Genomic DNA, 13850 nt, shown 5'->3' with positions numbered 1-13850 from the left:
ACGTCAATCCCCGGCTGCGCTATGCTGGCCGGGGCTACAAATACCGCATCCTGCGCGCGCAGGTAGCCCGGATAAGGCGCGGGCGCCGCAATCCGGGAACCCTTAACGATCCCTCATCAAGTCAATCGCTGAACAAACCGCGCCGCCAGCCCGGCGTCCAGCTCTGGCGGCAGGCCGCTGATCCCGACGCCGCCAATGGCCAGCCCGTCGACGATCACCGGCTCGCCGCCCGGCATCGCCAGCAGCTGCGGGTCGTTAAATACCGCCAGCTGCAGGGTACCGGAGCTGACCTCTTGCGCCAGCGTTGCCGTCGGACGGCGAAAGCGCAGGGCGCTCCAGGCCTTGCGCTGCGCCAGCTGGCGCGGTAGCGGCGGGCAGCGAGCGTGCGCGCCAAAGGCGATGAGCTCGCCCTCCGGCCCGACAACCGCCACCGCCAGCCCCCGGGTTCGCGCATCGCTTTCCGTCTCCTGTAAAAACTGCGCGACCTGCTGGCATACAACGCTATCGTTCAGACGGACCTGGGGACAGAACGCGTCATTGTCCGGCATCGGCGATATACCTCCGTAAGCGCAGATAGAGGTCATCCAGCTCGCCTTTCTGCGCCGCAGTCAGCGCCACAAACGGCTCGCGGGTGGGGCCGGTATCGACGGTCTCTTTCGCGGCAAGATATTTCGCCGACTGGAACACGCCGCGCGCGACCAGCTGCTCCACCACCTCGTTGATCTGCTGCTGCAGGCGCTGCGCCCGGGCGATGTCGCCCTGCTGGAAAGCGCTGCGCAGGGCGAGAAACAGCTCCGGCTGCAGGTTAACCGTGGTGCCAACCGTGGCCGTCGCGCCCGCCGCGAGGCTGGAAAGGAAGATCTCATCGAAACCGTTAAAAAAGACTTTCTCCGGGTAGCGGGCGATCATGCGTTCCAGCGAATAGAGGTTATGCGAAGTATGCTTCACCCCCAGAACCTGCTCTTCGCCGAGCAGCGCGTCGGCGCTCTGGGCATCCAGCTCGACGCCGGTAAACTGCGGAATATTATACAAAATCACCGGAATCGAAATGGCGTCCAGCACCCGACGGTAGTAGGCGATAATCTCCTCGCGGCTATATTTGTAGTAGTAGGGCGGCACCAGCGACACCGCGCTGGCGCCGTCCTGCTCGGCGTGCTTCGCCAGCTCGACGGCGTCCCGGGTGCGTGGCGTCCCGACGTGGGCGATCACCGGCACCTGACCGCCCGCCGACTGCACCAGCGTCGCCAGCACCTGCCTGCGCTCATCGAAACGCAGCAACGGTCCCTCCCCGGAGGAGCCGCAGCAGTAAAAGCCTTCAACCCCGCGCGCCAGCTGGGCGCGGGCGAGCGCGTCCAGCGCCGCGTAGTTCACCGACTCATCGGCGTGCATCGGCGTCACCACCGCGGAGATAATGCCGCGAAAACGCTGCCATTTATCGCTTACCATGCGGTCCAGCCTCCATCCACCACCACGTTGGAACCGGTCATATAGACCGAGGCGTCGGAGAGCAAAAACACCACCGCGCCGTTGTACTCGTGGGCTTTCGCCATCCGCCCGATGGGAATACGGTGGGTGTAGTTTTTCTGAAAGCGCGGGTCCTGATCGCTGCGCTCGACGCCGGAGAGGGTCAGGGTATTGACGCGAATGCCGTCGCGCCCCCAGTAGGTGGCGCAGTAGCGGGTAAAGTTATACAGCCCGGACTTTGCCGCCGAATAGGCCACCGGTTTGACGAACGGAATGCCGGTGTCCTCTTTTTTGTAGCTGTAGATATCCTGCACCGGAGAGACCACGCCGTAGATCGAACCGACGTTGATGATCGAGCCGCCTTTGCCGGCCTGCTTCATGCGTTTGCCGACCTGCTGGGTCATCAGGAAGGTGCCGACCAGGTTCACTTCCACCACCTCGCGGAACACCTCTTCCGGGAACTCCTCAAACGGCCCGGAGACTTCCGGCGGCGCGCTGGGCTGGGTGTCGACGCCCGCGTTGTTGACCAGGCCATCCGGCACGCCCCACTTCGCTTCAATGCTGTCCAGCACCCGGTTAATGCTGGCTTTATCGGTAATATTCACTTCCGCGCACAGCAGGCGGTCGGAGTCCTTAATCGCCCCCAGCACGCGGTCGACGCGCGCGGCATCGACGCGGGTGGCCAGCGCCGCCACTTTCGCGCCGCGTTCGTGTAACGTCTTCACGTACTGCGCCCCCAGCTGTCCAAGGCCGCCGGTCACAATGATGACCTTGTCTTTAACCGAGAATAACGTGTCTTCCATTGTCCTTTCCCCTCACTGCGTGGTTAGATTTTGTGGGTTGCGAGGTAATCACGATCGAGAATAATGCCGTGGCCCGGCCGTTCGCTCGGTACGTAGTAGCCGTCCACCTCTTCGCCCGCTTCGGCGATGATGCGCAGATCTTTCCAGCGCCCGCCGTCGGTCATCTCGGCGTATGAGATATTCGGCACCGTAGCCAGCAGGCTGGCGCTGAGCTCCATGACAAAATGCGGCGTCATCGGCAGGTTGTGCGCGCGGGCGACGGCGGCGATATCCAGATAGCCGGTGATCCCGCCGACGCGGCCGAGATCCGCCTGGATGTAATCCGCGCTGCCGCTCTCGATGTACTGCGTAAACTGATTTAAGTTATAGACGTTTTCTCCCAGCGCGATGGGCGTGGCGCTGCGCTCGCGCAGCCGCAGGTGGCCGGCGATATCGTCGGAGGGCAGCGGCTCCTCAATCCACAGCAGGTTAAGCGGTTCGAACAGCTTGAACGCGCGCAGCGCCTGCGGGAAGTTCCAGCCCTGGTTGGCGTCCACCGCCAGCGGGAAGCCCGGCACCGCCTCCTGAATCTTACGCAGCCGCTCCACGTCCTCTTCCAGCGTCGGTTTGCCCACTTTCACTTTCGCCGCCAGATAGCCGGTGCTTTTCCAGCGCTTGACCTGGTCGATCACTTCCTCAATGGACAGATGTAGGTTGATGCCGCTGCCGTACAGCGGAACGCGATCGCGCACGCGGCCAAGAATGTCGATAATCGGCGCGTTGAGGGTTTTACCTAACAGATCCCAGTAGGCAATATCCAGCGCCGCCAGGGCATGGGTGGTGACGCCCGCGCCGCCGACGTCGTGTACGTGTTTATACGAGCGATGCCACAGGCCGCGCGGGGAGAGCGGCTGGCCAATAACGTCAGGGATAATCTCGGCAATCAACGCAGAGATGGTTTTCCCGCACCAGCCGGAAGTGTGGCTAAAGCCGGTGCCGACGTGGCCGTTAGAACCGTAGACGTCAACTATCGCCACTTCGATATCGGTGACGTGGTGAATTTGATCTCCCCACGGGCCTTCCGGCAGCGGAACGCGGGCGGTCATCAGTTCGATATTTTCAATCACGGGCATTTTTGTGCTGTTCATCTGATTCCTTCCTTTATGGGTTCAGCGGGGGCCGCCCCTGCGGCCCGGGCGGTTAATGTTTGGAGGCCGGGGATTCATGCCCCTCCAGGGCGATTGCCGGGCTGGCATCATGTTCTCGATCGTTCTCGTCGCCCACCGCATGACCGAAGACTTCCGGCAGCAGGAAGATCGAGGCGAGGAAGGCGCAGAACGGCGCGATCGCGATAATCATTGAGGCGACCGGTACGCCGACCGCTTCAAACAGGGCCGGGAAGACCAGGGTGGTGACGAAGGCGGTGACCTTGACGATGGTATAGCCGATGCCGGAGGCCACGCCGCGATAGCGCGGTTTTGCCACCAGCGAGATCACCGTCATGCCGCTTTCGGAATCCCAGTAATGGCCCCACAGCATCAGCGCCGCGCCGAAAATGATAAAACCAAAGCTGCTGCTGTAGACGCCCCACGCCGAAATTGAGATGCCGATGGTGACCAGCAGGAAGCCGTATTTGCTCAGCCCCTTATGCCCGAGCTTCGGCAACAGCAGCGGGCCGACAAACGCCGAGAGCGCGGCGATACAGTTCACCGCCAGCAGGGCGAGGTTATTCTGGATCTGCCCGGAAATCCCGATGGTGACGAGGATCAGCGGCAGGAAGAAGGAGAAGGCGTAGTTTTCAAACGACTGTACGGCGCAGGAGAACCAGCCGAACAGGGTGGTGCGGCGGGTAAAGGGACGACGGAACAGATCGTGCAGCGTCTCTTTGAGCGTCGGGTCGGCGATGGTGACGTTTTCGTTGGGCAGAATGTCGTCCAGCAGACGGCCATCCTGTTCGCCGTAATAGTCACGGGAGGCTTGTTTCGCTTCGATAAAGCGGCCGCGTTCGACGAACCACGCCGGCGTCTCCGGCAGCTCCCGACGCATAAACAGCAGCAGGCAGGCCGGGATCGCCGGGACCGCCAGCACGATGCGCCAGATCATATCCGGGTGAACATCAAGCGTCACCAGCGTGGTGACCAGCAGAATGGCGGCGATAATCCCCAGCGCGAACATAAACTGCCAGCGGTTAGCCATCACTTCGCGCTTGCCCTTCGGCATCACCTCCATGATGTAGGTAAAGCCGTTAGCCACGTCCGCGCCCACCGGGATCCCGGCGAGGCAGCGAATAATCGCCAGCCAGTACATATTGGGCGCCAGGCCCTGAAGAACGGCGAAGATCGCGAACAGGATCATCGACCAGAGGAAAATTTTACGCCGTCCGAGCTTATCGGTCAGCCAGCCGCCGAGCAGCGCGCCGACCACCGCGCCAAGCTGGGTGCCGGCGGCGGTAAAACCAAGCAGCCAGCTGCTGGGCTCATAAATATCTTTCAGGGCGAATAAAATAAACGCCATGGAATAAATATCCCATGACTCAATTAATAATGCGGTGATCATTAGCCATCCCGCTTTGGTGCAGCCGGGGGCCTCCTGCTGATCGAGCCGTTTCTTTGCCTTCTGGATAATAAATTCAATATGTTGCTGCTGATACATATAATCCTCTCTTATCCGGGCAGGCGGAGGGCCCGCCCGGACAGATGCGCGTTAATCCGCTCTTTATGGGCGATAAAGAGACGAATGAAGCGGATGTTTGCCAGGATCGCTAACAACGTAAAAATTACATAAGCGAATCAGTTGTTATTTCATTAATAAATGCGCATCGCCTGCGATAAAGACTTTCATATTTTGCGTCAGCGCCTGGGCAATAAAGGCGTTCAGCACTTCGGATAATACCTCCTCTTCTACATAAGCCAGACTGAGATGGTTGCTCTGGTGGCCCGCCATTAAATCGTCGCGCGAAACCCCGTCGAGAACGGCGTTGAGTAATGGCCACTCGTAGTTGGTTGCCCGGCGGCGGCGTTCGAATTCGTCATGCGGCAGTTCGACGGCGGTGCCGGTGCCGATATGCAGGATCACCTGGGTACCTTCGTAATGCGCTCGTGCCCAGATAAAGCGTCCGGCTTTGCCCTGACCGGCAATGGTCGAGCCGCCGTAGGGGAAGAACATCGCCGGCTGGCGATAGCCGGTGGCCCCGGCTATCCCGCCCTTCAGATGGGCGAACGGCACCGCGCCGGAGATCTCCAGATCCCAGTAGAACGTGCCGTTGTATTCGCTACCCCAGCGGATATCGTGAAGGGTGGTTTCGCTCGCCATGCCCAGTGCGCCGAGCAGCTTCGCCAGCATCACCTGTGGGATGGCGCTGCCCATATCCACCTCGTTGATGCAGGGGATCGGCGCGTCCGGACAGACGATCTCGCCGTTCTCATCAGGGATCGGGAAACGTTCCGCGTTGCCGATGGCGCCTTCGGCAAAATCCGAGGCGGCGCAGCTGTCTTTGAGCCCCTGCTGATACTGCACGCCCACCGCCGTCAGGCCGAAGCGCTTCACGAAGCGCGCCATGGCGATCATCATCGCGCACTGTTCCAGCACCTGCTCCCGGGTCAGATCCTTCGTCCCGTCGGCGCCGAACCGGAAGCGCATGCCGCGGGTCTCATACCAGTCGAGACAGGCTTCGCGCAGGTCGGTCGGCACTTTGTTCATTTCAACCAGCAGCGCCGATTGCGACAGCGACTCCACCGGCATCCCTACGTCGATCATCGCTTTTTGCGGGAACACGCCGTTGATCATCCCCATACAGAAGGTATCGAACAGGCCGACAATGGCCTTGTGTTTGAGGATCGACTGCCCAACCTTCACGCCAATCTGTCCGGCTTCGCTGGCCAGCAGCGGCGCGCTGGGCGCAACCGGATGCAGATAGCCGAGCTTATGGCTGAGATGGCCGTCGCGCAGCCAGGTGTCCAGGCCGCGAATAAACGCCTCGTCGGCGAAGGTTTCCGACCACAGCCGCGAGTAGTTGCGCTCCAGGCTGGTGAGGCAGCCTGCCATACAGAGCATGCCGACGAGGCCCGGCCAGGTGCCGTCAAAATTGGCGAGCAGCAAAATAGGGCCGCGATGATGTACCAGCGAAGGCGCAAGGTGATGGGAGTATTGCCAGGCGGTAAGCAGGACAATAATCGGCGCATCCGGATCGATCCCGGCGAACAGCTCGCTACCCTCTTTCTGGCTGCTGATAAACCCGTGGCCGCGGCGTTCGTTGACCGGATGGGCGCGGCGCAGGCGGTAGCCTAATGTTTCCAGCGCCGTTTCCAGACGCTGTTCAAACAGCTTCTGCGTGGGCCAGCAGGTGACGTTAGCCGGTTCGCGGAGATCCGCATTGGTGACCATCAAGACTTCGCCTGGCTGCGGGGTAATAAGCCCGGCTTCGGCGGGTAACGTTAAATTCAACATGTGAATTTCTCCTGTAGGGGGTAGGTCGCTTAGTTATCGTTGATCGTTCTGCGCAGGGATTAGCGCCGCATCAGCCGCTTCAGGCAGACTGATTTCTATGGCTAACTCGAATTAGCAAATTAGGATAAAAAAAAGACAGGGACAAACCCTTTGCCGGGGATTTGTGATGGCTATCAATGTGAAATTTTTAACTAATTAATTTTAAAAACATTATTTTAAAAGGTGGGGTGAAGTGACGAGGAAAGTTTGCTGAGGCGGTTTAAAGGCGTGCAGAAAGGCGGGCGGGAAGCGCAGCGAGGACGGTAAATTCAGGTTTGATATTTAATGAATTGAAATTATTGAATTATTTATTTTTCCGTTTGAGCATTTTGTCTGGGGTGATTGACAGGAGTGTTAAAATTTAACCGATCCTGGTCACACTCTTTTAGCATTTACGTTGTGAATTTCTGTATCTTGTTATAATTAGCTAATTCGAGTTAGCTTGTTGGTGATTTTCCCTCGCCAACGATGTTAGCCAGGCGCTGCCCGACTAAACAATAATGATTCAGGACAGAGGATTTAATGATGACCCTGCTTACCTCGCCCGCCATTGCCCCTGCAAAAAATGAACAAACATCGCAACAAACCCATGAAAGAAGAAAGCTGCTCACCGTGCTGGGCTCCGGTCTTTCTGGCACAACGATTGAGTTCTATGACTTTTTTATCTACGGCACCGCCGCCGCGCTGGTGTTTCCGTCGCTGTTTTTTCCTAACCTCTCGCCGCTGATGGCGCTGCTGGTATCCTTCCTGACGCTGTCGATTACCTTCGTTAGCCGGCCCATCGGTGCCATCGTATTTGGTCACTATGGCGATAAGATCGGCCGCAAGAAATCGCTGGTTCTGTCGCTGATGATTATGGGGATTTCGACGTTTTTCATAGGGTTAATCCCCAGCTACGACACCATAGGCAACGCAGCGCCGTTGATACTTATCTTTTTGCGCCTCTGCCAGGGCTTTGCCATCGGCGGCGAATGGGGCGGGGCGACGACGTTGATCACCGAGTATGCGCCGCGCCATCGCCGGGGCTTTTTCGGCACTTTTGTTCAGTTGGGCAACGTGCTTGGCCTGTTTATCGCCACCGGCGTTTTTGCGCTGGTGGTGATGCTGCCGGAGGATGACCTGATGTCCTGGGGCTGGCGCGTGCCTTTCCTGTTAAGCATCGCGCTGCTGTTTGTCGGGATGTTTATCCGCTCAAGGATCGAGGAGACGCCGGTGTTTCAGGAGAATCAGAAGCAGCAGCAGAACGCGCCGAAAGCGGCCGAGCAGAAGTTTCCTGTTCTCACCGTGCTCAAACATCACCGTAAAGCGGTATTCCTGGCGATGGGTATGCGCATGGGGGAGATTGTTCTGGGCTGGCTGACGGTGGCGTTCTTTATGTCCTACGTGACCCGGGAACTCAGCTTTACTCGCGAAACGGCGCTGAACGGGCTGCTGCTGGCCAGTTTTGTCGGCATTTTTACCTTTCCTTTCTTCGGCTGGCTGTCCGATAAAATTGGCCGCCGACCGGTCTATCTGGCCGGCGCCGCGATCACGCTGATCTTTGCCTTCCCGCTGTTCTGGATGATCGACTCCGGCTCGGTGAAGATGTTTATGTTCGCCACCACCTTCTGCTATTCCGTGGGGCTGGGCATGATGTTCAGCGTCCAGCCCGCCTTCTTTTCGGAGCTTTTTGACACCAGCGTGCGCTACACCGGCGTGTCGCTCGGCTTCCAGTTGGCGAATATCGTCGGCGGCTTAACGCCGATGATCGGTACCTTACTGCTGGTGTGGTCCGGTGGCGCATCGTGGCCCATCTCGCTGTTTCTCGCCTGCATGGCGCTAATTACCATCCTGTGCGTCTGCGTGACGCGGGAAAGCTATAACGATGAGCTTAATGAGGTGAAGAAGTAGCCGGGGAGGGTTGCCCCGCCATGACCGGCGGGGCGGGCGTATCAGAACAGATTAAATTTATATTCGATAATCACTTCCGAAGAGAGCGAGTTGGCCCGGCTGTAATGGCCGTCGGTAAGCACCGGCGTTTTGCCATTCATCTTATAGGACCAGCCCGGCCCGAACATCGCCCAGACGGTGAGATTTTTCAGTCTCGGGTGCGTCGGCACCCAGCGGCTGAAGGCGTTAATTTCCCCGGTACGGACGTGGTTGCCGCGGTAGTTAAACTGGGCGATGTTGCCGGCGAGACCGATAGCCAGCTCCGGCGTCAGGTTATAGTCCGACATATTAGAGAGAACCAGTTCACCGTCGCGCATATAGTCGTTGCCGGCGTAAGCCATTGAGATAAAGGTCCCGCGCGAGTTTTTACTCATATGGCGCGGGTAGAAGCCCACTTCATTGGCCTTATTCGCATCGGTATAGCCCAGACCCCACTTGGTGCTCCAGTTGTCCGCCTGCCACTTCACATCCATGGCGATGTGCCAGGCATCATCGTCAAAGTCACGCTTATTTGCCGGCATCGCTTTATACTCGTCCAGCGCGTGAGTGGCGTAGACCTGAGTACCGATGTTCAGCGCTTTTATCGGCTTAATATTGGTAAACAGAATATGGCGGCGCAGATAGTTGTCGCTTTCACCATAGCCGTACTGCATGTTCAGGTGCTCGCTTTGCCACAGAATATCGCCGCTGGCGATATGGTTAATGTACTGTCCGCTGTTGGTCTGGAAGCGTTTCTTATCCGGCGAGTTACGATCCATCGCGCTTTCGATGTACGCGCCGCGCAGCGTGAAGGGACCGTAGTTCACCGCGCCGGTCCAGCCCAGGTAGGTGGTCGGAGAGAGGCGGGTCGAGTTGGAGATGACGCCAAAGTTTTTCATCGTCTGCCAGCCCCAGCGGGCGTTCAGATGAGTGTCCGCCAGGCGATACTGCAGCTTGATATTGCGTTGACCAAATTTGGAAAAGCCTTCAGCGTTGCTTTTGTTATTTCCGCTGCCGTTGTTATAGAGTACGCCGCGGGAGTTAAAGTAATCGCTGGCGCCGAGCTTTACCGCCCCGTAGTATGTGGCATCAAAGCCAATAATATCGGCAAAATAGCCGGACTGATAATCGACGGCGACGCCCTGACCCCAGGCATTATGGACTTTCTTCGGCTCGGTCTCTTCTTCCTTAAGATATTTCCAGTAGTTTTTAAAGGATAAATTCAGATGAGACTGGCTGAATAACGGATCGTCGAGCACGGTATCGATATAATCGCGCTCCTTCAGGCTGTTAGTGGTCGAAGCTGACCAGGCGCTGGCGGGAATAGCCAGCAGCATAATGGCGACTGTTGTAGTATTGATTTTCATAATAAACCCCAGAGTAGGGACGCAGCGATCCAGGCGAGGTGTTTTCGCCTGAAGTCTGCCGTAATAAATAATTAAGCGTGGGTATTATTTTTTATCGAGAGCCTGTTTTCCGGCTTCGACATATTTCATAGTGCCGATTTCAGGAACGGTATATTTGCCGTCTTTATAAACAATTTTAACCACCGCGGCATTGGCAAGCGGTTTGTTTTTCGCGTTATCGTCCGTTAAGTCGGAAATCATGATCTGCATTGCGGTACCGGATGAAATCGCCAGCACGTTTTTATCGCCCCGGGCCTGCGCGTTTTCAACGATGGTATGCAGCGCTGCCTGGGTGCGGGTTTTTACCTGCTGATAGTTTTCCGCCATGCCTTTGGGATCGGCTGCAGCCAGCGCATTCTGGTTGGTATCAACGGCCAGGGTGCCCGCTTTCATTTGGCTGAACAGCGCAGCGCCATCTTTAAGCCCCAGCTGTTTGGCGCCGGCGTCGGCCATATCTTTGTTATAGCCGCCTTCAAAACCGCCGAAGAAGGCTTCCCGCAGGCCGCTTAGCTCAGTAAGTTTGTAATCACTTACTCCGGCTTGCTTAAGTATCACCTGCATGGTTTCACGCTGACGTCCGGCATCGCTGGAATAGAAGCTATCAAATGGAATGCCTTTTAGTCCCTCGCCGAGATAACGTGCGACGCGAATGCCGTCTTCAGTAAGCGGGGAGTCAGCCCAACCCTGTACGCGGTCAAACGTATTCAGCAGCGTTTTGCCGTGACGAGCGAAATAGATATTCACGCCATCGTCGTTTTTAACTTCCGCTGCCGAGCAGGTTGCCGCACCTGCCGCTATCATTAATGCTATAAGCCACTTCTTCATATAACGCTCCACCTGAATGGTCTTTTTATAAGCAAAAAAAAACCTACGTCAGATATTCGACGCGAAGCATAAATAAAGCTATGTTCGCTCGAACTCTATGACGTAGGTTTCGCCTGTTCTTGACAGTAACAATCCAACAGTGGCGACGTTAGCACTAATTATGCAAAAAGACACCCTCTATTTATTGTTATTGTCAATAAATGTGATCGTCTTCATGAAGGTAATTTTGCTGGTTGAGATGTATCTTAAGTTTAATTTTCAGAATAATTGGCAGTTTTTGACTTAAATAATTATTGGGGATTGATCTCCGTCACAAAATAATGATGTCCGCTCTGGACTCTGCCGCGCACTGGCGTTATTTTCGCTTCACTCTGGGATTGTTACTGACCACAGGCAAAACCTAAGACTCCTGTCCGCCAATTTGGCGTGCGGCAGGAGTCTTAGGTTTTTTTTTGCGCCTGATAAATACCTCTGCTACCTAACAAGGAGTGATGATGAGAACGAAAATTCTGACTGCCGCCATTCTGGCGTTATCTGCCGCTGGCGTACAGGCTGCTGAAAAACCGCTGAAAATACTGTTGGTTAACGACGATGGCTGCCAGTCTGTGGGAACCACATCGCTGCAGGAAAAATTGGCGGCCAAAGGATATGACGTCTGGATGGTGGCGCCGGCAACGAATCAGAGCGGGATCGGGTCGGCAATCACCTTTAAGACGGGTAAGGTCTTTGATGTCAAAAAAGCCGCTGACAAACGCTACTGCTTCCCGGGAACGCCCGCCGACGCGCTGGATTTCGGCCTGTGGGGCGTGCTGAAAGACGCGCCGCCGGATCTGGTGATCTCGGGCGTTAACGACGGCCCCAATACCGGTATGGCGCAGGTTAACTCCGGTACCGTTAGCGCTGCAGCCCGCGCCATTCGCTATGGCTTCCCGGCGATTGCCGCCAGTATTGGCTACCGATTCACGGAAGAAGAGATGAAGAACAAATGGCCGAGCACGCATAAGTACTGGCCTGACTCGGTGGATTACGTTGTCTCGCTGGTTGATAAACTTAACGCCGCGCATAAACCGGGAAGCCCGATTTTGCCGCAAGGGTCCGGTTTGAGCATTAACTATCCGCCGCTGCCGTCGGCTGAAATTAAGGGCGTTCATTATATTGAGAATGAACAGTTCCCCGCGCCGCAGATTGGTTATGAACTGCTGGCGGACGGCACTGCAAAACAGACGATGAATCCGGAAGCGATAAAACCGGCGGAAGGGGATAATGACTCGGGCTGGCTCAACAAAGGATATATTACTTACACCCTGTTTGATGGTTCATGGAACGCGCCGCAGTTCCAGGCGCAGTATGAGACGCTGCTCGGAAAATAACGTCGTAGTGATATAAAAGAAGAAGGCGCTATTCGCGCCTTCTTTATATGAACAGATGATGAAGGGCTATTCGTCGAAGAACCAATAGCCCTGGTTAATCAAACGGGTCAGCTCGGCGATAAAGGCCGGATTGCGCAGTGCGGCCTCACCTAACTCATCTTTACCCAGCAGGGTATAGCGGCAAAGCGCGTCCAGTGCCGCAGGTTCGGTTGGCTCAAGCTGTTCACTATTCACAAAGAAGCTATCGCCGATGTGCAGTACCCGCAGGCCGCTCAGGCGAGTCAGCATTTCGCCTCCCTCCAGTGCGTCGACAATCTCTTCTTCTGCATAAGGCGGTTCAGCTGGCGCAATATCCAGCTCGTGGCGCGGCGTGGTAGCAAAACGTCCAAACCACTGGCGGAAATCTTCCGGCTGGCTAATCATCTCGATCATCATGCCGCGCAGACGTTCCAGTTCATACTCTTCAACCCGGCCCGGATGTTCACGGCAGGTTAAATCCGGATCGCTGTAGTGCTCGCCGCCGAGATCGTTTTCCAGCGCGTAATCGGCAAAGCTGCTGATCAAATCGCGGCCGTTTGGCCCGCGGAAGCCAACGGAGTAGTTCAGCGCCGTTTCGTGAGTGATTCCGTCGTGCGGGAATCCCGGCGGAATGTACAGAATATCGCCGGGCTCCAGATCCTCATCAATAATCGGCGGGAACGGGTCGACGTGCAGCAGCGCGGGATGCGGGCAGAACTGACGCATCGGCAGCTTATCGCCCACGCGCCAGCGGCGGCTACCCATGCCCTGAATAATAAAGACATCGTACTGGTCGATGTGCGGGCCCACGCCGCCGCCCGGAACGGAAAAGGAGATCATCAGGTCGTCTAAACGCCAGTCCGGCAGTACGCGGAAAGGGCGCACCAGCTCAGCGGCGGGCATGTGCCAGTGGTTTACCGCCTGAGCCAATAGCGACCAGCCGGTTTCGCCCAGGCCATCAAAATGTTCAAACGGCCCGTTGCTGGCCTGCCATTGACCATTCTTAAGGCTCACCAGTCGACTATCGACTTCCGGTTCCATGGCCAGCCCGGCCAGTTCATCCGGGGTAATCGGATCGACGAAATTCGCGAAAGCCTTCTTTAATACCACCGGCTGCTTTTGCCAGTACTTTTCTAAAAACTCGGGCCAGTTAATGTTGAGTTGATAAGCCATAGGTTTATACCAATAAGAAGAAACGGTCCTGATTATAGAAATATGCACCCTCAAGCCGCTTTGTCATGGGTCAAGGCTGATGCTTAATTCATCATCTGAACTAACGGCACCATAAAAGAGGGAAAACCTGAAGTGGGTAACGCCGTTTTTTGCAAAATCTCATTTTTGGCTAAAATGCGCTGCAGGCCTTGTGGTGCCTGGGTTCTTACGGTTTTTCGTAGCAAAGGTTAGTCGTGAAAAGTTTAAATTATGAGCGCTTGATAAGTTTTTTGTATTTTTAGGGTTGCTATATCCCGGCAGCTCCCTATAATGCGCTCCCACTGACACGGCAGATGTGAATCACTTCACACAAACAGCCGGTTGGTTGAAGAGAAAAAATCCTGAAAAACAGGGTTGACTCTGAAAGAGGAAAGCGTAAT

General features: G+C 56.4%; 11 protein-coding genes. 2 read left to right on the top strand and 9 right to left on the bottom strand.

Features of this window, described 5'->3' with window-relative positions; translation table 11 throughout:
• Nucleotides 1-116: 116 nt before the first annotated feature.
• The 6 genes from KO1_RS14865 to KO1_RS14840 all read right to left on the bottom strand — a co-directional run bounded on the left by KO1_RS14865 (nt 117) and on the right by KO1_RS14840 (nt 6692).
• Nucleotides 117-548, bottom strand: coding sequence for a GlcG/HbpS family heme-binding protein (locus KO1_RS14865; protein WP_047720397.1), 432 nt, complete (start codon nt 546-548; stop codon nt 117-119).
• Complete coding sequence (locus KO1_RS14860; protein ID WP_004108727.1) at nt 535-1446, bottom strand: dihydrodipicolinate synthase family protein; 912 nt, start codon at nt 1444-1446, stop codon at nt 535-537. The genes KO1_RS14865 and KO1_RS14860 overlap by 14 nt, the downstream gene beginning before the upstream one ends.
• Nucleotides 1440-2267, bottom strand: coding sequence for an SDR family oxidoreductase (locus KO1_RS14855; protein ID WP_004108725.1), 828 nt, complete (start codon nt 2265-2267; stop codon nt 1440-1442). Before KO1_RS14855 ends, KO1_RS14860 begins: the two co-directional genes overlap by 7 nt.
• A gap of 23 nt (nt 2268-2290) precedes the next feature.
• Nucleotides 2291-3394: a mandelate racemase/muconate lactonizing enzyme family protein gene (locus tag KO1_RS14850; protein WP_004108723.1), complete on the bottom strand. Its 1104-nt coding sequence runs from the start codon at nt 3392-3394 to the stop codon at nt 2291-2293.
• Nucleotides 3395-3446: 52 nt separating this feature from the next.
• Nucleotides 3447-4898, bottom strand: coding sequence for an MFS transporter (locus KO1_RS14845; protein ID WP_064356546.1), 1452 nt, complete (start codon nt 4896-4898; stop codon nt 3447-3449).
• A 144-nt stretch (nt 4899-5042) separates the two neighbouring features.
• Entirely contained in the window at nt 5043-6692 is a 1650-nt protein-coding gene (locus KO1_RS14840; RefSeq protein WP_004108719.1) for a signal transduction protein, read from the bottom strand.
• Between the two features lie 564 nt (nt 6693-7256).
• Between KO1_RS14840 and KO1_RS14835 the strand changes: the two genes are divergently transcribed.
• Entirely contained in the window at nt 7257-8621 is a 1365-nt protein-coding gene (locus tag KO1_RS14835; protein ID WP_064406968.1) for an MFS transporter, read from the top strand.
• A gap of 41 nt (nt 8622-8662) precedes the next feature.
• Here KO1_RS14835 and KO1_RS14830 read toward each other — a convergent pair whose 3' ends face one another.
• Both KO1_RS14830 and KO1_RS14825 read right to left on the bottom strand, forming a co-directional pair.
• Entirely contained in the window at nt 8663-10006 is a 1344-nt protein-coding gene (locus tag KO1_RS14830) for an OprD family outer membrane porin (RefSeq protein WP_024273672.1), read from the bottom strand.
• An 84-nt stretch (nt 10007-10090) separates the two neighbouring features.
• Complete coding sequence (locus KO1_RS14825) at nt 10091-10870, bottom strand: histidine phosphatase family protein (RefSeq protein WP_032728842.1); 780 nt, start codon at nt 10868-10870, stop codon at nt 10091-10093.
• A 494-nt stretch (nt 10871-11364) separates the two neighbouring features.
• Between KO1_RS14825 and surE the strand changes: the two genes are divergently transcribed.
• Entirely contained in the window at nt 11365-12240 is an 876-nt protein-coding gene (surE, locus tag KO1_RS14820; protein ID WP_004108710.1) for a 5'/3'-nucleotidase SurE, read from the top strand.
• Nucleotides 12241-12306: 66 nt separating this feature from the next.
• Here surE and KO1_RS14815 read toward each other — a convergent pair whose 3' ends face one another.
• A complete protein-coding gene (locus tag KO1_RS14815) occupies nt 12307-13431 on the bottom strand; it encodes a ribosomal protein uL16 3-hydroxylase (RefSeq protein WP_004117641.1) in 1125 nt (374 codons plus the stop codon).
• Between the last annotated feature and the right edge of the window lie 419 nt (nt 13432-13850).

The sequence above is a fragment of the Klebsiella oxytoca NBRC 105695 genome (genome assembly GCF_001598695.1).
GTDB lineage: Bacteria > Pseudomonadota > Gammaproteobacteria > Enterobacterales > Enterobacteriaceae > Klebsiella > Klebsiella oxytoca.
The sequence above is the reverse complement of the archived record's forward strand: the minus strand, read 5'-3'. Positions and strand labels throughout refer to the sequence as shown.

Coding starts and splice junctions, on each gene's coding strand:
- KO1_RS14865 (WP_047720397.1), bottom strand. CDS start 548: ATGCCGGACAATGACGCGTTCTGTCCCCAGGTCCGTCTGAACGATAGC.
- KO1_RS14860 (WP_004108727.1), bottom strand. CDS start 1,446: ATGGTAAGCGATAAATGGCAGCGTTTTCGCGGCATTATCTCCGCGGTG.
- KO1_RS14855 (WP_004108725.1), bottom strand. CDS start 2,267: ATGGAAGACACGTTATTCTCGGTTAAAGACAAGGTCATCATTGTGACC.
- KO1_RS14850 (WP_004108723.1), bottom strand. CDS start 3,394: ATGAACAGCACAAAAATGCCCGTGATTGAAAATATCGAACTGATGACC.
- KO1_RS14845 (WP_064356546.1), bottom strand. CDS start 4,898: ATGTATCAGCAGCAACATATTGAATTTATTATCCAGAAGGCAAAGAAA.
- KO1_RS14840 (WP_004108719.1), bottom strand. CDS start 6,692: ATGTTGAATTTAACGTTACCCGCCGAAGCCGGGCTTATTACCCCGCAG.
- KO1_RS14835 (WP_064406968.1), top strand. CDS start 7,257: ATGACCCTGCTTACCTCGCCCGCCATTGCCCCTGCAAAAAATGAACAA.
- KO1_RS14830 (WP_024273672.1), bottom strand. CDS start 10,006: ATGAAAATCAATACTACAACAGTCGCCATTATGCTGCTGGCTATTCCC.
- KO1_RS14825 (WP_032728842.1), bottom strand. CDS start 10,870: ATGAAGAAGTGGCTTATAGCATTAATGATAGCGGCAGGTGCGGCAACC.
- surE (WP_004108710.1), top strand. CDS start 11,365: ATGAGAACGAAAATTCTGACTGCCGCCATTCTGGCGTTATCTGCCGCT.
- KO1_RS14815 (WP_004117641.1), bottom strand. CDS start 13,431: ATGGCTTATCAACTCAACATTAACTGGCCCGAGTTTTTAGAAAAGTAC.